At 74.6% G+C, this 18,694-nt stretch carries 19 protein-coding genes; 6 read left to right on the forward strand and 13 right to left on the reverse strand.

The genetic code is table 11. From position 1 onward, the window contains the following. Positions 1–60: 60 nt before the first annotated feature. Positions 61–822, reverse strand: a complete 762-nt coding sequence (locus ACFVXN_RS09785) for an isoprenyl transferase (protein ID WP_389231046.1) — start codon at positions 820–822, stop codon at positions 61–63. A 200-nt stretch (positions 823–1,022) separates the two neighbouring features. Between ACFVXN_RS09785 and ACFVXN_RS09790 the strand changes: the two genes are divergently transcribed. Then, complete coding sequence (locus ACFVXN_RS09790; RefSeq protein WP_389231049.1) at positions 1,023–1,694, forward strand: hemolysin III family protein; 672 nt, start codon at positions 1,023–1,025, stop codon at positions 1,692–1,694. A 62-nt stretch (positions 1,695–1,756) separates the two neighbouring features. Here the strand turns inward: ACFVXN_RS09790 and ACFVXN_RS09795 are convergent, their stop codons facing one another. From ACFVXN_RS09795 to mca, 3 genes are read right to left on the reverse strand one after another with little or no spacing between them, the layout of a single operon-like run. Further along, positions 1,757–2,611: a carbon-nitrogen hydrolase family protein gene (locus ACFVXN_RS09795; RefSeq protein ID WP_389231052.1), complete on the reverse strand. Its 855-nt coding sequence runs from the start codon at positions 2,609–2,611 to the stop codon at positions 1,757–1,759. Next, positions 2,608–2,928 (reverse strand): hypothetical protein, encoded by a 321-nt coding sequence (locus tag ACFVXN_RS09800; protein ID WP_389231055.1) that lies wholly within the window; start codon positions 2,926–2,928, stop codon positions 2,608–2,610. The genes ACFVXN_RS09795 and ACFVXN_RS09800 overlap by 4 nt, the downstream gene beginning before the upstream one ends. Next, positions 2,925–3,782, reverse strand: coding sequence for a mycothiol conjugate amidase Mca (gene mca, locus ACFVXN_RS09805; protein WP_389232568.1), 858 nt, complete (start codon positions 3,780–3,782; stop codon positions 2,925–2,927). Before mca ends, ACFVXN_RS09800 begins: the two co-directional genes overlap by 4 nt. Positions 3,783–3,950: 168 nt before the next feature. Here mca and ACFVXN_RS09810 point away from each other — a divergent pair, with 168 nt between their 5' ends. After that, on the forward strand, positions 3,951–4,355 hold the full coding sequence (locus ACFVXN_RS09810; protein WP_389231058.1) for a DUF4307 domain-containing protein: 405 nt from the start codon (positions 3,951–3,953) through the stop codon (positions 4,353–4,355). Between the two features lie 250 nt (positions 4,356–4,605). Then, complete coding sequence (gene greA, locus ACFVXN_RS09815; RefSeq protein WP_389231061.1) at positions 4,606–5,094, forward strand: transcription elongation factor GreA; 489 nt, start codon at positions 4,606–4,608, stop codon at positions 5,092–5,094. Between the two features lie 117 nt (positions 5,095–5,211). Here the strand turns inward: greA and ilvA are convergent, their stop codons facing one another. The 3 genes from ilvA to ACFVXN_RS09830 all read right to left on the reverse strand — a co-directional run bounded on the left by ilvA (position 5,212) and on the right by ACFVXN_RS09830 (position 8,950). After that, complete coding sequence (gene ilvA, locus ACFVXN_RS09820) at positions 5,212–6,417, reverse strand: threonine ammonia-lyase (RefSeq protein WP_389231064.1); 1,206 nt, start codon at positions 6,415–6,417, stop codon at positions 5,212–5,214. A gap of 11 nt (positions 6,418–6,428) precedes the next feature. Further along, positions 6,429–7,646, reverse strand: coding sequence for an AI-2E family transporter (locus ACFVXN_RS09825; protein WP_389232571.1), 1,218 nt, complete (start codon positions 7,644–7,646; stop codon positions 6,429–6,431). A 92-nt stretch (positions 7,647–7,738) separates the two neighbouring features. Further along, positions 7,739–8,950 (reverse strand): cystathionine gamma-synthase, encoded by a 1,212-nt coding sequence (locus ACFVXN_RS09830; RefSeq protein WP_389232574.1) that lies wholly within the window; start codon positions 8,948–8,950, stop codon positions 7,739–7,741. Between the two features lie 113 nt (positions 8,951–9,063). Here ACFVXN_RS09830 and msrA point away from each other — a divergent pair, with 113 nt between their 5' ends. Together msrA and ACFVXN_RS09840 are read left to right on the forward strand one after the other, a co-directional pair. Next, positions 9,064–9,732, forward strand: a complete 669-nt coding sequence (gene msrA / locus ACFVXN_RS09835; RefSeq protein WP_389231067.1) for a peptide-methionine (S)-S-oxide reductase MsrA — start codon at positions 9,064–9,066, stop codon at positions 9,730–9,732. A 104-nt stretch (positions 9,733–9,836) separates the two neighbouring features. Next, the gene (locus ACFVXN_RS09840; protein WP_389231071.1) at positions 9,837–10,541 is read left to right on the forward strand and encodes a HEAT repeat domain-containing protein; all 705 of its coding nucleotides are present in this window, start codon (positions 9,837–9,839) and stop codon (positions 10,539–10,541) included. A 3-nt stretch (positions 10,542–10,544) separates the two neighbouring features. Here ACFVXN_RS09840 and ACFVXN_RS09845 read toward each other — a convergent pair whose 3' ends face one another. Together ACFVXN_RS09845 and ACFVXN_RS09850 are read right to left on the reverse strand one after the other, a co-directional pair. Then, positions 10,545–11,264 (reverse strand): purine-nucleoside phosphorylase, encoded by a 720-nt coding sequence (locus tag ACFVXN_RS09845; RefSeq protein WP_389231074.1) that lies wholly within the window; start codon positions 11,262–11,264, stop codon positions 10,545–10,547. Positions 11,265–11,413: 149 nt separating this feature from the next. Beyond that, positions 11,414–11,818 carry an FKBP-type peptidyl-prolyl cis-trans isomerase gene (locus tag ACFVXN_RS09850; protein WP_389231077.1) on the reverse strand — a complete coding sequence of 135 codons (405 nt, stop codon included), beginning with the start codon at positions 11,816–11,818 and terminating at the stop codon, positions 11,414–11,416. Between the two features lie 126 nt (positions 11,819–11,944). On the opposite strand from ACFVXN_RS09850, the gene ACFVXN_RS09855 reads away from it, so the two are divergent. Next, on the forward strand, positions 11,945–13,210 hold the full coding sequence (locus tag ACFVXN_RS09855) for an FAD-binding protein (RefSeq protein WP_389231081.1): 1,266 nt from the start codon (positions 11,945–11,947) through the stop codon (positions 13,208–13,210). 205 nt (positions 13,211–13,415) lie between these two features. Here ACFVXN_RS09855 and ACFVXN_RS09860 read toward each other — a convergent pair whose 3' ends face one another. From ACFVXN_RS09860 to ACFVXN_RS09875, 4 genes are all read right to left on the reverse strand, one after another. Then, complete coding sequence (locus ACFVXN_RS09860; protein WP_389231084.1) at positions 13,416–13,595, reverse strand: CstA-like transporter-associated (seleno)protein; 180 nt, start codon at positions 13,593–13,595, stop codon at positions 13,416–13,418. After that, positions 13,592–15,961 carry a carbon starvation CstA family protein gene (locus tag ACFVXN_RS09865; RefSeq protein WP_389231088.1) on the reverse strand — a complete coding sequence of 790 codons (2,370 nt, stop codon included), beginning with the start codon at positions 15,959–15,961 and terminating at the stop codon, positions 13,592–13,594. Before ACFVXN_RS09865 ends, ACFVXN_RS09860 begins: the two co-directional genes overlap by 4 nt. 110 nt (positions 15,962–16,071) lie before the next feature. Next, entirely contained in the window at positions 16,072–17,478 is a 1,407-nt protein-coding gene (locus tag ACFVXN_RS09870; RefSeq protein ID WP_389231091.1) for a cystathionine beta-synthase, read from the reverse strand. A gap of 103 nt (positions 17,479–17,581) precedes the next feature. Then, complete coding sequence (locus ACFVXN_RS09875; RefSeq protein ID WP_389231094.1) at positions 17,582–18,445, reverse strand: Bax inhibitor-1/YccA family protein; 864 nt, start codon at positions 18,443–18,445, stop codon at positions 17,582–17,584. Positions 18,446–18,694 lie beyond the last annotated feature (249 nt).

Genomic DNA, 18,694 nt, shown 5'->3' on the forward strand with positions numbered 1-18,694 from the left:
CGACACGCCGCGGATGTGATCTGCAACACGATGTTCACCTGGCGGTCGACGCCGGGTCGTTCAGCGCCCGTGCCGCCGTTCGCGGGCCGCGTAGTCGCGCACCGCGCGCAGGAAGTCCACCCGCCGGAAGTCCGGCCAGTAGACCTCGCAGAAGTAGTACTCCGAGTGCACGCTCTGCCACAGCATGAACCCGCCGAGCCGCTGCTCCCCCGACGTGCGGATCACCAGGTCCGGGTCCGGCTGGCCCTTGGTGTAGAGGTGGTCGGCGATGTGCTCGACGTCGAACGTCGCCGCGATGTCGTCCAGCGTCGCGCCCTCGGCGGCCCGCTCGACCAGGTAGGACCGCACGGCGTCGGCGATCTCCTTGCGGCCGCCGTAGCCGATCGCGACGTTGACGTGCAGGCCCACGACGTCGGCGGTCGCGGCCTCGGCGTCGCGCAGCACCTGCACGGTGCGGTCGGGCAGCAGGTCGAGCGAGCCGACGGCCTGGAGCCGCCAGCGCCGGGTCGCCGCGAGCTCCCGGACCGCGTCCTCGATGATGCCCAGCAGCGCCTCGAGCTCCGCGGCGTCGCGGGTCAGGTTGTCGGTCGACAGCATCCACAGGGTGACGACCTCGACGCCGACCTCCTCGCTCCACGCGAGCAGCTCGGCGATCCGGTCCGCCCCGCGCCGGTGCCCCGTCGCGGTGGACTCGCCGAGGTTGCGCGCCCAGCGCCGGTTGCCGTCCAGGATCACGCCGACGTGGCGTGGCACCCGGTCACGCGGCAGCGACGCCGCGATGCGACGCTCGTACAGCCCGTACAGCGGGTGGGGCAGGCGCACGCGACGGCACTCCTTCGGTCGGACGGATGGCGGTGCTCACGGTACCGGCACGTCCCGGCCGGTCACGTGCGTCCGCGGGTGCGGCGGGGGGAGGATCTGTGCAGGTGCGCGGAGCGCCGCGACCACTACCTACGGTTCCGTAACCTACGGCTTCGTAGGTTAGTCTTCGGGGCGTCCCCGCCACCGAGAGGAGCACCGCCGTGAAGATCGCCGAGTCCGCCGAGCAGGTCGTCGACGCCGTCAAGCCGCGGTTGCGCGGGTGGATCCACGCGGGCATGTTCCCGCTCGCCACCGCCGCCTCGGTCGTCCTGGTCGTCCTCGCGCCGACCACCCCGCTCACGCTCGCCAGCGCCGTGTTCGGCGTCGCGGCGATGCTGCTGTTCGGCACCAGCGCCGTCTACCACCGCGGCACGTGGTCGCCCCGGGTCGCGGGCGTCCTGCGCCGGCTCGACCACACCAACATCTTCCTGGTCATCTCCGGCACCTACACGCCGCTCGCCGTGGCGCTGCTGCCCGCGAGCACCGCACGGACCCTGCTGATCGTGGTGTGGACCGGGGCCGTCGTCGGGCTGCTCGCCCGGGTGTTCTGGCTCGGCGCCCCGCGCTGGGTGTACGTCCCGGTGTACGTGGCCCTCGGCCTCGTCGCCGTGGGCTACCTGCCGGACTTCGCCCGCGCGGAGAACGGCGGCCCCGAGGTCGCGTGGCTGGTCGCCGGCGGCGGCGTCGCGTACATCGTCGGCGCGGTGGTCTACGGCCTGAAGCGCCCCAACCCCAGCCCCCGGTGGTTCGGGTTCCACGAGGTCTTCCACGCCCTCACGGTGGTCGGCTTCACCTGCCACCTCGTCGCGGTGTCGCTGGCCGTCCTGCGCTGACCCGGCGCGACCCCGGCCCCCTCCCGCGCACGGGCGCAGGCGGGTGCGGGTGCGGGTGCCGGTCAGACCGCCGGGACCACGCGGTACCGACGGTTCGCCAGCGACGGGTTCGAGGCCCGCACGCCCGCCAGCGCCTCCGGGTCGAGGTCGACCGTCCGCAGCTCCGGCTCCGCGCCGAGCTCCAGTCCCACGACCCCGTCCGGGCCGACGACCAGCGACCGGCCCACCACGCCCGGGCCCGCCTGGCCGACCGCCACCACGACCGCGGTGTTCTCGATCGCCCGCGCGGTGGCGAGAGTCCGCCAGTGCAGCTCCTTGAGCGGTCCCGCGGCCCACGCGGCGGGCACGAGCAGCACGTCCGCGCCGGCGTCGACCACCCGGCGGGCCGACTCGGGGAACCGCAGGTCGTAGCAGGTCAGCACGCCGAGGCGGATCCCGGCGACGTCTACGACCAGCGGGGGCGCGTCGGCGGGGCCGGGCTCGAGCCGCTCGGACTCCCGGTGCCCGAAGGCGTCGTACAGGTGCACCTTGCGGTACACGCCGACCAGCTCACCGGACGCGTCGACCGCGACGACGGCGTTCACCGCGCGCGGCGGCGCGCCCCCGTCCGTCCCGTGGGACGTGCCCGTGCCGGGCAGCGTCGTGCCCGCGACCACGGCGACCCCGTCCTGCGCCGCCCGCTCACGCAGCAGCGTGACGAACGGGCCGTCCAGCGGCTCGGCGTGCTCCCGGCCGGTCCCCCGCGGGTCGAACCCCGAGGCGTACTCCGGCAGCACCAGCACGTCCGCCCGCGCGCGCGACGCCGTGTCGAACGCCCGGCGCACCACCTCGCGGTTCGCGGCGTGGTCCTCGCTCACGCGGAGCTGGCCGAGGGTGACCCGGACCGCCGGCCGCACCGGGGGCGGGGTGCTGGTCACGGCCCGGCCGGCGGGTCGTCCGTCGCGGCCGCCTCACGGGCGGCATCGGCCTCGTCGCGGCGGCGCGCGTTCCGGTCGACCACCCGCAGGTGCCGGACCAGCGAGTACCCGAGCCCGATCACGGCCGCGGCGACCGCGAACGTGACGAGGAACCCGAGGAGCCCCGGCGAGGTCTGGTCCTCCGGCGGGATCTCCAGGGTCGACGGGGACGGCGAGGGCGTCGGGGACAGCGGCAGGCCCGCGGGCAGCACCGCCCCGAGCTGCAGGGCCGCGCCGTGCGCGGTGTGCGCCAGGGCGGTCAGCATCGCGGCGCTCATGCCAGCGCCTCCCGCACCCCGGCGAACAGGTCGTCCTCGGGCAGCGTGGTCGGCACGCGGGACTCCGCGAGCTCGTACTCCTCGGTCGGCCAGACCTCGAGCTCGAGGTCACGGGGCATCGCGAAGAAGAACCCCTCGGGGTCGATCTGGGTGGCGTGCGCGCGCAGCGCGGCGTCGCGGGCGTCGAAGTACCCGTCGACGGGGACCAGCGTCGTGACCTCGCGCTCCGGGATCTCGCGCGCGGCGCGCGACTCGACCCACTCGCCGAACGGGGACTCGAGCCCCCGCTCGGTCATCGCCTCGTGCGCGGCCCGGATCCGGGCCATCGAGAAGCCGTGGTTGTAGTAGAGCTTGAGCGGCGTCCACGGCTCGCCGGCGCCGCGGTAGCGCTCCGGGTCGCCCGCGGCGTGGAACGCCTCGAACGCGACCCGGTGGCACATGATGTGGTCCGGGTGGGGGTAGCCGCCCGTCGGGTCGTACGTGGTGATGACGTGCGGCCGGAACTCGCGCACGAGCTCCACCAGGGGACGCGACGCCTCCTCGAGCGGCTGCAGCGCGAAGCACCCCTCGGGCAGCGGCGGCAGCGGGTCGCCCTCCGGCAGGCCCGAGTCGACGAACCCCAGCCAGTGCTGCCGCACGCCGAGGGCGGCGGCCGCCGCGGCCATCTCGACCCGGCGGACGGCGCGCATCTCCTCGATGCCGCCCTCCACCGGCGGGTGGTGCGGGTTGAGCACGTCGCCGCGCTCCCCGCCGGTGCACGTGACCACGAGCACGTCGACGCCCTCGGCGGCGTACCGGGCGGTGGTCGCCGCGCCCTTGCTCGACTCGTCGTCCGGGTGGGCGTGCACGGCCATCAGGCGCAGCTGCTCGGTCACGGTGTCTGGCGGTCCTCTCCTCGTCGCCGGTCGCTGCCCGGCGCGAGACAATGATCCCCCACCCCACCGACACCGTGCACCGCCGCGCCCGACGCGGCCGACGGCCGGCAGCCCGACGAACCGCCTGACGAGCACCCTGGAGGACCCGTGACCGCAGCACCGACGCCGGCACCCCCCGCCGGCCGGTACGGACGCGCGACCACCCCGGGGCGACGGCGCGCCGCCCGGATCGCGGTCGTGGCCCTCGCCGTGGTCGGCGTCGCGGTGGTGGTCTGGATCGGGCTCGGCCGCGCCGCGACGCCGGTGCGCTGGGACGAGGTCGGCTACCGGGTGGACGGCTCCACGGCCACCTCGATCACCTTCGACGTCACCAAGGACGCGGACGCGACGGTCGTGTGCCGGGTGCAGGCCCTCTCCGAGCGGTACGCCGAGGTCGGCGTCCAGTCCGTCACCGTCGGCCCGGCCGGGACCGCGACCCAGCGGGTCACCGCGACGATCCCGACCGCGCAGCTCGCCGTGACGGCCGTCGTGGAGTCCTGCGAGCTCGTCTGACCTGCGCGCTCCCGCATGTTTCCGGGGCGTTCGCACGTCGGAGCCGGGCCCTGCGGGCGCCGCGTTGCTATGCTTGCCGATTCATACGCCGCCCCGGACCGACGTCGACCCGACGTCACCGCAGGTCGACGCGACCGCGAGGTGTGACGGCGTTCCCGCTCACGCACCGCGCAGCCGCGCCCGCCTGACCGGGTCGACGACGAGAGCGCACGCCCCGGACGGGGCGGCGACACGCAGGAAGGGAGTGGACGTGACCGACACGACGCAGGCCGCCACCTGGCTGACGCAGGAGGCCTACGACCGCCTGAAGGCCGAGCTCGAGCACCTCGAGGGGCCGGGACGCGCCGAGGTCACCGAGCGCATCGCCGCCGCCCGTGACGAGGGCGACCTCAAGGAGAACGGCGGCTACCACGCCGCGCGCGAGGAGCAGGCGAAGCAGGAGGCCCGCATCCGCGAGCTGAAGGAGAAGCTCCGCAACGTCCAGATCGGCACCCCTCCCGACGACGGCGTGGTCGAGCCGGGCATGGTCGTGACGGCCGAGGTCGCGGGCGACGAGATGGTGTTCCTGCTGGGCTCGCGCGAGATCGCCGGCTCTGCGGACATCGAGGTCTTCTCCCCGACGTCGCCGCTGGGCGCGTCGATCATGGGCCGCAAGGTCGGCGACACGGTGACGTACACGGCCCCGAACGGCCGCGAGATCCCGGTCGAGGTCAAGGACGCCAAGCCCTTCGTCGGCTGACCTCCCCGACGTCGGCGGCCGAGGTCGAGGGTTCTGCGCGGATGACGGGCCTCAAACCCTCGACCTCGGCGCAAACCCTCGACCTCGGCCTCCGGGGGGCAGCAAGAGGCCGGCGGGTCAGTGCTCCGCGAGGCGGAAGCCCTGGTCGCGCAGGTGCTGGAGCACGCGGGCGCAGTGCTCGGGGCCCTTGGTCTCGACCTGGACCTCGATCTCGACCTCGTCGATCTCCAGGTCCACGCCGGTGCGCACGTGCGACACGTGCATGACGTTCGCGCCGGCGGACGCCAGCTCGCGCAGCAGGGCGGCCAGCGCGCCGGGGGTGTCGTGCACCCGCACCCGCAGCTGGAGGTAGCGGCCGGACACCGCGAGGCCGTGCCGGACCACGCGCAGCAGCACCAGGGGGTCGATGTTGCCGCCGGACAGCACGACGACCACCGGGCCCTCGAGGTCCCCCGGCGGCGCCGCCATCACGGCCGCGACGCCCGCGGCGCCCGAGGGCTCCACCAGCAGCTTCGCGCGCTCCGCGACCAGCAGCAGCGCGCGGGACAGGTCCTCCTCGGACACCGTGCGGATCTCGCAGCCGTGCCGCTGCAGCAGGTCGAACGGCACGCGGCCCGGGGTTCCGACCGCGATGCCGTCGGCCATCGTGTGGAGCTCGGCGGCGCGCACGGGCTCCCCCGCGGCGAGCGACGCCGGGTAGGCGGCGGCGCGCGCGGCCTGCACGCCGATCACCCGGACGTCGGGCGCGAGCTCCGCCACCGCGGCCTGCACACCCGCGGTGAGCCCGCCCCCGCCGAGCGGGACGACGATGGTGCGCACGTCCGGCACCTGCTCGAGGACCTCCAGGGCGAGCGTGGCCTGCCCGGCGACGATGTCCTCGTGGTCGAACGGGTGGATGAGCACCCGCCCGGTCCGGTCGGCCTCCGCGCGGGCCTCGACCAGCGCCTCGTCGACACCGTGGCCGTGCAGCCGGACCTCCGCGCCGTACTCCCGGGTCGCGGCGATCTTCGGCAGCGCCGCGTCGACGGGCATGTAGACGACGGCGTCGAGGCCGAGCAGCTGCGCGGCGAGCGCGACGCCCTGCGCGTGGTTGCCGGCGCTGGCCGCGACGACGCCGCGGGCCTTCTCCTCCGCGGACAGCCGGGCCATCCGCACGTACGCGCCGCGGATCTTGAACGAGCCCGCGCGCTGCAGGTTCTCGCACTTGAGCAGCACGCGGGTGCCGGCGATCTGGCTGAGTGCCCGGGAGGACTCCACGGGGGTGCGGGTCGCCACGCCGTCCAGCAGGCGTGCGGCAGCGCGGGCGTCGTCGAGGAAGGTCACGTGCGTATCCTTCACCGGCCGGACGTCGGCCGGCTCGCACCGCGCCGGGCGCCGCCCGCCGCGGCCGCCTCACGGAGCCGGGCGAACCGGCCCGGTGGCCGCTGCGTGACGTGGTCCTCGACGCCCAGGTCGGGGAACTTGTCGTGCCCGTGCAGGTAGAGGAGCACGGTGTTCGCGACGGCCGCGATCGGCACGGCGAGCAGCGCCCCGACGATCCCCGCGGCGAGCGAGCCCGCGGACACGACCAGCAGCACGGCGACGGGGTGCAGCGACACCGCGTGCCCCATGAGGAACGGCTGCAGCACGTGGCCCTCGATCTGCTGGACCAGCAGCACCACGCCGAGCATGATCAGCGCGACCACGGGGCCCTGCGACACCAGCGCGACCAGGACGGCCACGGCGCCGGTCGCGATCGCCCCGACGAACGGGATGAACGAGCCGACGAACACCAGCGTCGCGAGCGGCACCGCCAGCGGCACGCCGAGGACCGCGGCGCCGATGCCGATGCCGGTCGCGTCGACGAACGCCACCAGGATCTGCGTGCGCGTGTAGGCGGACAGCGTGACGATGCCGCGCCGCCCGGCCTGGTGCACCCGCTCGCGGACGCCCGCGGGCAGCAGCCCGACGAGCCACGACCAGATGGTGCGCCCGTCGAGCAGGAAGAAGAACGTGCAGAACAGGGTCACCAGCGTGCCGGCGGCGACGTGGCCGACGGTCGTGGTCACGGACAGGGCGCCGGACAGCAGCGTGCTGGCGTTCTGGGTGACCTGGTCGCGGCCCTGCTGGACGAGGTCGTCGACCTGCGTGGCGCTGACGCCGAGCGGGCCGTCGGACAGCCAGGCCAGCGCCTCGTCGAACCCGCTGGACGCCTGGTCGTAGAGGTCGCCGAAGCCGTTGCCGATCGACCGGCTCGCGAGCGTGACCAGCAGCGTGACCGCGCCGATCAGCAGCAGCACCGCGGTGATCGACCCGGCGACCCGCGGGAACCGCAGCACCCGCTGGAGCCACCGCACCACGGGCTGGAGCAGCACGGTGAGCAGCAGCGCGACCGCCACGGCCACGACCAGCACCTTGAAGAACGCGAGCGCCCAGACCAGCACCGCCGTCGCCGCGGCGATCAGCAGGAACCGCCAGGACCACGCCGCGGCCGCGCGCACCGCGGGCGACACCGACTGCTCCGCGGTCCACCCGGTCGGCGTGGACCCCGTCGCGAGGTCGCCCTCGTGCAGCACCGGCGGCGGCGCGGCAGCCGCGTCGACGGCGGGCTCGGTACCCGCGACGGCGGTCCGGCGGGTGCCGCCGCGACCCCGGCGGGGCGTGGTCACGCCAGCGCCCGGACGAGGTCGGCGATCAGGTCCGCCTCGTCCTCGATGCCGACCGACAGGCGCACCAGGTCGTCGGGGACCTCGAGGTCCGTGCCCGCGACCGAGCCGTGCGTCATCCGCGCGGGCAGCTCGATCAGCGACTCGACGCCGCCGAGCGACTCCGCGAGCGTGAACACCCGGGTCCGGGCGCAGACCTGCGCGGCGCGCTCGGCGCTCCCCGCGCGGAACGACACCATGCCGCCGAACCCGGACATCTGCCGGGCGGCGACCTCGTGGTCCGGGTGGCTCTCCAGCCCCGGGTAGATCACGGCCGGCACGTCGTCGCGCTCCTCGAGGAACCGGGCGACGGCCGCGGCGTTCGCGCAGTGCCGGTCCATCCGAACGGCGAGCGTCTTCAGCCCGCGCAGCGTCAGCCACGCGTCGAACGGGCCCGCGACCGCGCCGGACGCGTTCTGGTGGAAGCCGACCGCGTCCGCGAGCGCCGTCCCGCCCGCGGGGCTCTCGAGCCCGACGGGGAGCTGGGCGCCGTCCGCGACGACCAGCGCGCCGCCGACCACGTCGGAGTGCCCGCCGATGTACTTGGTCGTGGAGTGCACGACGACGTCCGCGCCGAGCGCGAGCGGCTGCTGCAGGTACGGCGTGGCGAAGGTGTTGTCGACGACCAGCACCGCGCCCGCGGCCCGGGCGTGCGCGGACAGCGCAGGGATGTCGGAGACGCCCAGCAGCGGGTTCGTCGGGGTCTCGACCCAGATCAGCTTGGTCTGCCCCGGGCGGATCGCGGCGAGCACCGCGTCCGGGTCGGTCAGGTCGACCGGCGTGTGCTCGACGCCCCACGGCCCGAAGACGCGGGCGATCAGCCGGTACGTGCCGCCGTACGCGTCGTCCGGGACGACGACGTGGTCGCCCGGGCGCAGCACCGCGCGCAGCAGGGTGTCCTCCGCGGCGAGGCCCGACGCGAACGCGAAGCCCGCGCCGCCGCCCTCGGCCGCCCGCAGCGCCTCCTCCAGCGCCGCGCGCGTCGGGTTGCCCGACCGCGAGTACTCGTAGCCGCCGCGCAGGCCGCCGACGCCGTCCTGCTTGTAGGTCGACACCTGGTAGATCGGGGTCACGACCGCGCCGGTGGTGGCGTCCGGGTCCTGGCCCGCGTGGATCGCCCGGGTCGCGAAGCCCGCCTGCGACCAGTCGCCGTGCTCGCCGTGCTCCGACAGGTCCGGGGTCTGCTGCTCGTCAGTCACGCCCCCAGGCTAGGCGCTCCGCGCCACGGGAACACGCGGACACCGCCGACGGTTGAGGCCGTCGGACCCGAGGAAGGGAGTCACCCATGAGCTGGCTGTTCGGATCGGCCCTCGCATCGACGATGGTCACCCCGGAGCGCGCCCTGACCGGCCGCGACGGCTACGCGTACACCGTGCCCACCACCCACACCGTGCTGGGGACGCCGCTGCAGGGCCCGTGGCCCGACGGCACCCGCACGATCACGCTGGGCATGGGCTGCTTCTGGGGCGCCGAGCGCATCTTCTGGCAGCTGCCGGGCGTCGTGACGACGTCGGTCGGCTACCAGGGCGGGTACACGCCGTACCCGACGTACGAGGAGACGTGCACGGCGCTGACCGGGCACGCCGAGGTCGTCCAGGTCGCCTACGACCCCGCCGTGGTGTCCGACGCCGACATCCTGCGGACGTTCTGGGAGTCCCACGACCCGACGCAGGGCTACCGGCAGGGCAACGACCGCGGCACGCAGTACCGGTCCACGGTCTACACGACGACGCCCGAGCAGGCCGCCGTCGCCGAGGAGACCCGCGCGGCATACCAGGAGCGGCTGACCCGCGCCGGGTACGGCGAGATCACCACGGAGATCCGCACCGCCGACGAGGCGGGGCCGTACTACTTCGCCGAGGGCTACCACCAGCAGTACCTCGACAAGAACCCCGGTGGGTACTGCGGGATCGGCGGCACGGGCGTGTCCTGCCCGCGCCCCCTCGACGCCTGACCCGACCGACCCGCGACGCCCGGTCCCCCGCGGGGCCGGGCGTCGTCGTGCGCCCGGGACCTCCGGTCCGGCTCACGGGAACCGGCGGGTCTAGCGTGCGGGAGGTGAGCAGCCCCGCGCAGCACCACGCCGTCCTGCGTGCCCTCGGCCCCGCCGAGGTGCGCGCCTACCTCACCGCCGGGTCCGGCCTGCCGGGGCCCCGCGCCGACCTCGGGCTGATGACCGCGTGCGCCGACGTCGCGCCGCCGGACCTCCTGCTCGCGCTCGCGGACGAGGCCGACGAGTACCTGCGGTGCTGCGGGACGGTCGGCGTCGGGCGGCTGCTGGCCGGGGCGCCCGACGACCCCGCCCTCGAGCGGCTGCTCCGGCAGCGCGCCGCCGACCCGTCCTGGCGGGTCCGCGAGGCCGCCGCGATGGCGCTCCAGCGCGTCGGCGACGCGGACCCCGCCGCGCTGCGGGGGCTCGTCGCCGCCTGGGTCGAGGACACCGACCCGCTGGTACGTCGTGCGGCCGTCGCCGGCGTGTGCGAGCCCCGGCTGCTGCACGACCCGGCGACCGCCGCCGCCGCGCTCGCCGCGTGCACCGCCGCGACCGCCGGGCTCGCCGCGCTCCCGGCGACCGCCCGGCGGCACCCCGACGTCCGGACGCTGCGCCAGGCGCTGGGCTACTGCTGGAGCGTCGCCGTCGCGGCCGACCCCGCCGTGGGCCTGCCGGCGTTCCGCGCGTGGGAGGCGTCGACCGACCCCGACGTGGTGTGGGTCGTCCGCGAGAACGGCCGCAAGGCGCGGCTGGCCCGGCTGCTCGGCTGAGGCTCAGACCGCCGTCGCGAACGCGGTCAGACCCAGCTGCACCGCGCGGTCGAACAGCTGCTCCCGCTCGTCGGCGGTCAGCTCCGGCCCGGGGAACGTGAAGTCCGAGATCGACAGCAGGGCCAGCGCCTTGCCGCGCTCGCGGTCGGCGACCGCGTACAGGCCGGCCGCCTCCATCTCGACGGCCAGCGTGCCGTGCTCGACCAGCGCCTGGGACACGTGCGGCCGGTCGGCGTAGAACACGTCGGACGTCAGCACCGGGCCGGCGTGCACCCGGGACCCCGGCGTGCCCTGGCCCGCGGCGAACGCCGCCGAGGCCAGCCCGAAGTCCGGGACGTGGGAGTAGTGGATCCCGCCGGGGATGCGGTTCGCGCTGACCGCGGAGTCGGTGTGCGCCGCGGTGGCGACGACCACGTCGCCCAGCTCCAGCTCGCGGGACATGCCGCCGGCCGTGCCGATCCGGATGATCCGCTGCACGCCGTAGAACCGGAACAGCTCGGTCGCGTAGATCGAGATCGACGGGACGCCCATGCCCGAGGCCATCACGGACACCGGCCGACCCTGCCACGTGCCCGTGTACCCGAGCACGCCGCGCACCTCGGTCACCAGGCGGGCGTCCTCGAGCACGGTCTCGGCGATGCGGGTCGCGCGGCGCGGGTCACCGGGCATGAGGACGTCCGGGGCGAAGTCACCGGGCTGGGCGGAGATGTGCGGCGTGGGCATGCGGGCTCCTCGGGCGGGGGTGGTTCAGGGACGGGACGGGACGGGGTCGGCCGTGGTGGGGTCGGCCGCAGCGGGCCGGACGCCACGACGCCGCCCGGCCCGCCGGGTGGGCGGAGCGGGCGGCGAGGCGGGGTCTCGGGTGTCGCGCGTCAGTGCGTGCCGACGATGTCGACGACGAACACCAGCGTGTCGCCGCCCTTGATGCCGGCCTGCGGCACGCCGCGGTCGCCGTAGCCGAGGTGCGACGGGATCGACAGCAGCACGCGCGAGCCGACGGGCTGGCCGACGAGGCCCTCGTCCCAGCCGCCGATGACGGCGCCGACACCGATCGGGAAGCTGATCGAGGAGCCGCGGTCGTACGAGTTGTCGAACACGCCCCCGCCCCAGCTCTGGCCGAGGTAGTGCACCTCGAGGTCGTCCCCGGCCTCGACCAGCGGGCCGTCGCCGGGCGACAGGACCAGCACCTCGAGCTCGGCGGGCGCGGGGCCGTCGGGGAACGTCAGGGTCGGCTTCTCACCGAACGATCCGGTGGCCTCGGGCAGGGTGGCGGGCATGACGTCTCCTTGGTCGTGGGTGGTACGCCCCCATCCTGCCCGCTGCCACCGACGCGTCGCGAACGCGCGGCGTCGGTTAGCGTCGCAGGCGGCGGGCGACGCGCGCCCGCCGGGACAGGAGCACCGATGTCGCTGACCACCTGGGCCGGGAACCGCACCTACGCCGCCGCGCGCGTGCACGAGCCCCGCACCGTCGAGCAGGTGCAGGAGGTCGTCGCGGCCGCCCGGCACGTCCGGGCCCTCGGCACCCGGCACTGCTTCAACGACCTCGCCGACACCCCGCACGACCTGGTGCGCCTCGACGGCCTCGAGCCCGACGTCGTGCTCGACGAGCGGGCCCGCACCGTCACGGTCACGGGCGGCACCCGGTACGGCACCCTCGCGCGGGCGCTGCACCCGCGCGGCTGGGCGCTGCACAACCTCGCCTCGCTGCCGCACATCTCCGTCGCGGGCGCCGTCGCCACCGCGACCCACGGCTCCGGGGACCGCTCACGGAACCTCGCCTCGGCCGTCGCCGGGCTGGACCTGGTGACCGCCGACGGGTCGCTGCTGCACCTCACCCGCGCCGACGCGGACCTCGCCGGCGCCGTCGTCGGCCTGGGGGCGCTGGGCGTGGTCGTGCGCGTGACCCTCGACGTCGAGCCCACCTACGACGTCGCGCAGGAGGTGCACACCGACCTGCCCTGGGACGCCGTGCTGGAGCACCTCGACGAGGTCACCGGGTCCGCGGACTCGGTCAGCCTGTTCACCGACTGGACCGGCCCCGCGGTGCGCCAGGTGTGGCGCAAGACCCGGGTCCCGGTCGGCGGCACCTACGAGCCGCGCACCGACCTGCTCGGCGCCGTGCCCGCGACCGGGCCCCTGCACCCGCTGCCCGGCATCGACCCCGTCAGCTGCACCCCGCAGCTCGGCGTGCCGGGGCCGTGGCACGAGCGGCTGCCGCACTTCCGGCTGGAGTTCACGCCGTCCAACGGCGACGAGCTGCAGTCCGAGTACCTGGTGCCCCGCGCGCACGCGGTCGACGCGATCGAGGCGCTGCGGGCGCTCGGGCCGGCCGTCGCGCCCCTGCTCCAGGTCGCGGAGATCCGCACCGTCGCCGCCGACGACCTCTGGCTCAGCAGCGCGTACGGCGGCGACCGCGTCGGCCTGCACTTCACCTGGCTGCCGCGCCAGCCCGAGGTCGAGGCGCTGCTGCCGCGCATCGAGTCGGCGCTCGCCCCGTTCGGCGCCCGCCCGCACTGGGGCAAGCTGTTCGCCGCCGTCGGCGCCCCCGGCTCCGACCCGGCCGACCTCTACCCGCGGCTGCCGGACTTCCGGTCCCTGGTGACCCGCCTGGACCCGACCGCCACCTTCGCCAACCCCTTCGTCACCCGCCACGTCCTGGCTTCCTGACCCGTCGCCCGGCCCCCGGGCCCCCGGCCGCCACCACCCCGGGTGGATCCACCCCGACGCCGAGTGGATCCACCCCGACGTGGGGTGGACGAATCATGTCCGCCGCGCCGCGCGTGTCGCACCGGGTGGATCCACCCCGGAGGACGGTGAGGGGTCGGGACGGGACGGGACGGGGCGGGAGGGGCGGGACAGCGAGGGGGCAGGGTCAGCAGCAGCCGCCGGCAGTGGGGGGCCGGCGGGTGCGGTAGAAGTCGCGGTGCGACAGGGGGGTGTGCCCGGGGTGCTCGCGGGCGTGGCGGGCCAGGTAGTGGTCGTAGGCCGCGTCGCCGAGGAGCTCGCGGACGTACCAGCGGACGGAGCGGGCCACCCGGGCCAGGGCGGTCACCGGTCGCCCCCGCCGTGGCGCCCGGGCCCGTGCGGCTGACCGTGCCCGCCGCCGACCGGTACGACCCGGCCGTCCGCGACGAGCCCGGCGTACTCGGCCTCGACCTTGCGCTCCAGCGGCGACGCGAGCAGCTGCGACGGCGCGTACAGCCGGGAGGCCACGGGCTCGTCCTCGGACGTCCCGATCCCGCCCGGGGTCCGCAGCGCCCGGACCACGGTCAGCAGCGCCGCGACGAACAGGGTCGCGACCAGCACGACGAACACGATCGACAGCGTCCCCTGGATCGCGGTGTTGCGGACGACGGCCCGGGCGTCCGCGAGCGCCGCGGGGTCGTCGATGCCCGCGGCGACCATCCGGCGGTACTCGGCGTGCTGCGCCCAGTACCCGATCGCCGGCGTGCTGGAGAAGATCTTCTGGTACGAGGCCGTGAAGGTGACGACGGTGTCCCACGCGAGCGGCAGCAGCGGGATCCACGCCCACCGCGCGTAGCCCTTGCGCACCACCATCACCGTGACGACCAGCAGCGCGACCGCGGCGATCAGCTGGTTCGCGATGCCGAACAGGGGGAACAGCGTCCGGATGCCGCCGAGCGGGTCGGTGACCCCCATCAGCAGCAACGACCCCCACGCGGACACGACGACGGCAGTCGACAGCCACCCGCCGACCCGCCACGTCGGGTCCCGGAACCGTGGCACCCAGTTGCCGACGGCGTCGGAGAGCTGGAACCGGGCCACGCGGGTCACGGCGTCGACGGCCGACAGGATGAACAGCGCCTCGAACATGATCGCGAAGTGGTACCAGAACGACATCATCCCGCTGCCGCCGACCACCTGGTGCAGGATGTGCGCCATCCCGACCGCGAGCGTCGGCGCGCCACCGGTCCGGGACACCACGGAGGGCTCTCCGACGTCCTCGGCGACCTGGTCGAGCGCGGCCGCGCCGGTGAGCACGACCTCCTCGCCGTCGGGCCCGGTGGACTCCCAGCGGATCTCGATGGGGTCGCCCGCCGGGTCGGTCACGCCGAGCTCGCCGATCGCCGCCTCGGCCCCGATCGACGTGCCCTCGGTCATCGCGGCGGGGGCGTTCATCGAGAAGTACACGCCCTGGTTGAGCGACACCGCGGCGGCGAGCGCCATGATCGCGACGAACGACTCCATCAGCATGCCGCCGTACCCGATCATCCGGATCTGCGACTCCTTCTGCACCATCTTCGGCGTCGTCCCCGACGCGACCATCGCGTGCATCCCCGACAGCGCGCCGCAGGCGATCGTGATGAACAGGAACGGGAACAGCGCGCCCGCGAAGACCGGGCCCTCGCCGTTCGACGCGAACTCCGTGACCGCCGGCATCTGCGCGATCGGCCGGACCAGCACGATGCCGAGGGCGAGCACGAGGATCGTGCCGACCTTCATGAACGTCGACAGGTAGTCGCGCGGCGTCAGCAGCAGCCACACCGGCAGCACGGCGGCGAAGAACCCGTACACCACGATCGCCCACGTCAGGGTCACCGGCGACAGGTGCAGGTGCTCGCCGAACGAGGACTGAGCCACCCAGCGCCCGCCGATGATCGCCGCGATCAGCAGGACGAACCCGATGAGCGAGACCTCGGTGACCCGACCCGGGCGGACGAACCGCAGGTACAGCCCCATCAGCAGCGCGATCGGGATGGTGCACCCGACCGAGAACACGCCCCACGGGCTCTCGGCCAGGGCGTTCACGCAGACCATCGCGAGCACGGCCAGCACGATCATCAGCATCACGAACACGACGACCATCGCGACCGTCCCGCCGAACCGCCCGATCTCGTCGCGGGCCATCTGCCCGAGCGACCGCCCGCCGCGGCGGGTCGAGAAGAACAGGACGAGCATGTCCTGGACCCCGCCGGCGACGACCACGCCGAGGATGATCCACAGCGTCCCGGGCAGGTAGCCCATCTGCGCGGCGAGCACCGGGCCGACCAGCGGGCCCGCGCCGGCGATGGCCGCGAAGTGGTGGCCGTACAGCACCCGCCGGTCGGTGGGGTCGTAGTTCTGCCCGTCGTCGACGCGCTCGGCGGGCGTGGCGCGGGTGTCGTCGGGCCGCATGATCCGGCGCTGCACGTACAGGGCGTAGAACCGGTACGCGATGGCGTAGGTCGCGACCGCCGTGACGACGAACCAGAGGGTGTTGACCTGCTCCCCGCGGACGACCGCCAGCATCGTCCAGCCGACCGCCCCGAGCAGCGCCACCGCGATCCACACGGCGACGCGCAACGGCGTCCACCGCTGCCGGGGGACCACCCCCACCGGCGTGCTGTCCTGCGCGCGGACGACCCGCGACCGCTCCTCGTCCGTGTAGTCGTCGGCCTCGACGGTCGCCTGCGCCATGTCCCAGCTCCTTCGCTCGGTCGTCGGTCAACCTAGCGGGGCGCGGAACGCCCCTGCCACCCGAACGGGTGACAGGGGCGCGCTACGTAGGTGGTGCGCGGGGCCGGCGCTCAGCGGGTGAGGAACGCCAGGAGGTCGTGGCGGGTGAGGACGCCGACCGGCTGGCCGTCGTCGACGACCATCAGCGCGTCGTGCTCCTGCAGCTGCGCGCGGGCGGACTCCACGGACTCCCCCGAGCCGATCAGCGGCAGCGCAGCGGCCATGTGCCGGTCGACGCGGTCGGACAGGGACGCCGTGCCGGAGAACACCGCGTCCAGCAGCTCGCGCTCGGACACCGACCCGGCGACCTCGCCGATCTTGACGGGCGGCTCCGCGCCGACCACGGGCATCTGCGAGACGCCGTACTCCTGGAGGATCTCGATGGCGTCGCGCACCGTCTCGTTCGGGTGCGTGTGCACGAGCGCGGGGACGCTGCCGTCCTTGGTGCGCAGCACGTCGGCGACGGTCTGCCCGGCGTCCGCGTCGAGGAACCCGTAGGACCGCATCCACCGGTCGTTGAAGATCTTCGACAGGTAGCCGCGCCCGCTGTCCGGGAGCAGCACGACGATCACGGCCCGGGCCGCCGCCTCGGGGTCCTCGTCCTCGAGCCGGCGCGCGAGCCGCAGCGCCCCCTCGACGGCCATCCCGCAGGAGCCGCCGACCAGCAGCGCCTCCTCGCGGGCCAGGCGGCGGGTCATCGCGAACGAGTCCGCGTCGGACACGGCGATGATCTCGTCCGGCACCGACGGGTCGTACGCGGCGGGCCAGAAGTCCTCGCCGACGCCCTCGACCAGGTACGGGCGACCGTCGCCGCCCGAGTACACCGAGCCGAGCGGGTCGATCCCGACGACCTGGACCCGGCCGCCGTCCGCCGCCGCGCGGTCCGCCGAGGCGTCGTGCAGGTACCGGCCGGTGCCGGTGATCGTGCCGCCGGTGCCCACCCCGGTGACGAAGTGCGTGACCCGGCCGTCGGTGTCCGCCCAGATCTCCGGGCCCGTCGACGCGTAGTGGCTCGCGGGGCCGTTGACGTTCGCGTACTGGTTCGGCTTCCAGGCGCCCTCGATCTCCGTGACCAGCCGGTCCGACACCGAGTAGTACGAGTCCGGGTGGTCCGGCGGCACGGCCGTCGGGGTGACGACGACCTCGGCGCCGTACGCGCGCAGGACGTCGCGCTTGTCCTCCGAGACCTTGTCCGGGCAGACGAACACGCAGCGGTAGCCCTTGCGCTGCGCCACCAGGGCGAGCCCCACGCCGGTGTTGCCGGACGTGGGCTCCACGATCGTCCCGCCCGGGCGCAGCTCGCCGGACGCCTCCGCGGCCTCGATCATCTTCAGCGCGATCCGGTCCTTCGCGGAGCCGCCGGGGTTGAGGTACTCGACCTTGGCCAGGATCGTCGCCGACAGGCCGGCGGTGACGACGTTGAGCCGGACCAGCGGCGTGCCGCCGACGAGCTCGGAGATGTGCTGCGCGTACTTCACGGGAGGGCTCCAGGTGCGGTGACGGACGGACGGGGACGTGCGACGGCCCCGCAGCCCCAGCCTAGGTGGCGGGGTGCGGGGCCGTCGGTACCGCGGGGAGCGGTCAGTCGCTGCCGCGCAGGATCGCGAGGATCCGCAGGATCTCCAGGTACAGCCAGACCAGCGTGACGATGAGGCCGAACGCGGCCGACCAGGCGAACTTCGCCGGGACGCCCTGCTCGACGCCGCGCTTGATGGAGTCGAAGTCCATGATGAGGCTGGCCGCGGCGAGGCCGACGGCGAACAGGCCGATCAGGATGCCCCAGGGCCCGTCTCGCAGCGGGCCGAAGCCCGCGCTGTCCACGAAGAACGACAGCCCGAAGTTCACCAGCGAGAACGCCAGGTAGCCGACCATCGCGATGATGAGCCAGCGCGTGAACTTCGGCGTGACCCGCACCTTGCCCGAGCGGAACAGGAACAGCGCGGCGCCGAAGGTCGCCATCGTGGCCACCACCGCCTGGAACACGATGGGCTGGACGTTCTGCCCGTCGAACGTCATGTTCTGGAACGCCAGGCTGATCCCGCCGAGGAACACGCCCTGCGCCGCCGTGTAGGCGATGATCAGCGGCGGGCTCGGGTTCTTCTTGAACGCGTTGACCAGGCCGAGGACCAGGCCGACGACCGCGCCGAGCGGCCAGAGGCCGGGCGCGAAGTTCCAGGTCGCCGCCGCCACGACCACGAGCAGCGCGAGCAGCCCGCCGGTCTTGACGATGACGTCGTCGTAGGTGAGGCGGCCCGTGTCGCGCGTGGTGGCGGTCGGGGCGCCGTACATGGCGTCGAGCGTCGAGGCCTCGACGACGGGGCCCGTGGCGCCGGGCACGGACGCGCCGTAGGTGGCGGTGCCACCGCGCTGCTGACGGGCGGCCCGGTTGCCGCGGGCGCGCGGGTCGCCGAAGACGGCGCTGTTGTTGAACACCGGGTTGCTCATCGGTCCTCCAGGAGTCGGTTCGTGATCGAGCCGGCAGTCGTACTGGTGCCTAGAACGCCGCAGGTGGACGGATAGTTCCCCCGGCGCCGATCCGGCCCGCTCCGGCCCCGCCGGTCATCCGCAGGGCTGACGCCGTGCGTCTCACGGACGAGGTTCCGGCCGCCCGGTTTCGGCCCTGAGGATGTTCCGGCGCGGGCCCCGGCTCCGTAGGTTCGTCATGTACCCAGCCGATCCACCTGCGAGGACACC

Source organism: Cellulomonas sp. NPDC058312 (genome assembly GCF_042880135.1).
Lineage (GTDB): Bacteria > Actinomycetota > Actinomycetes > Actinomycetales > Cellulomonadaceae > Cellulomonas.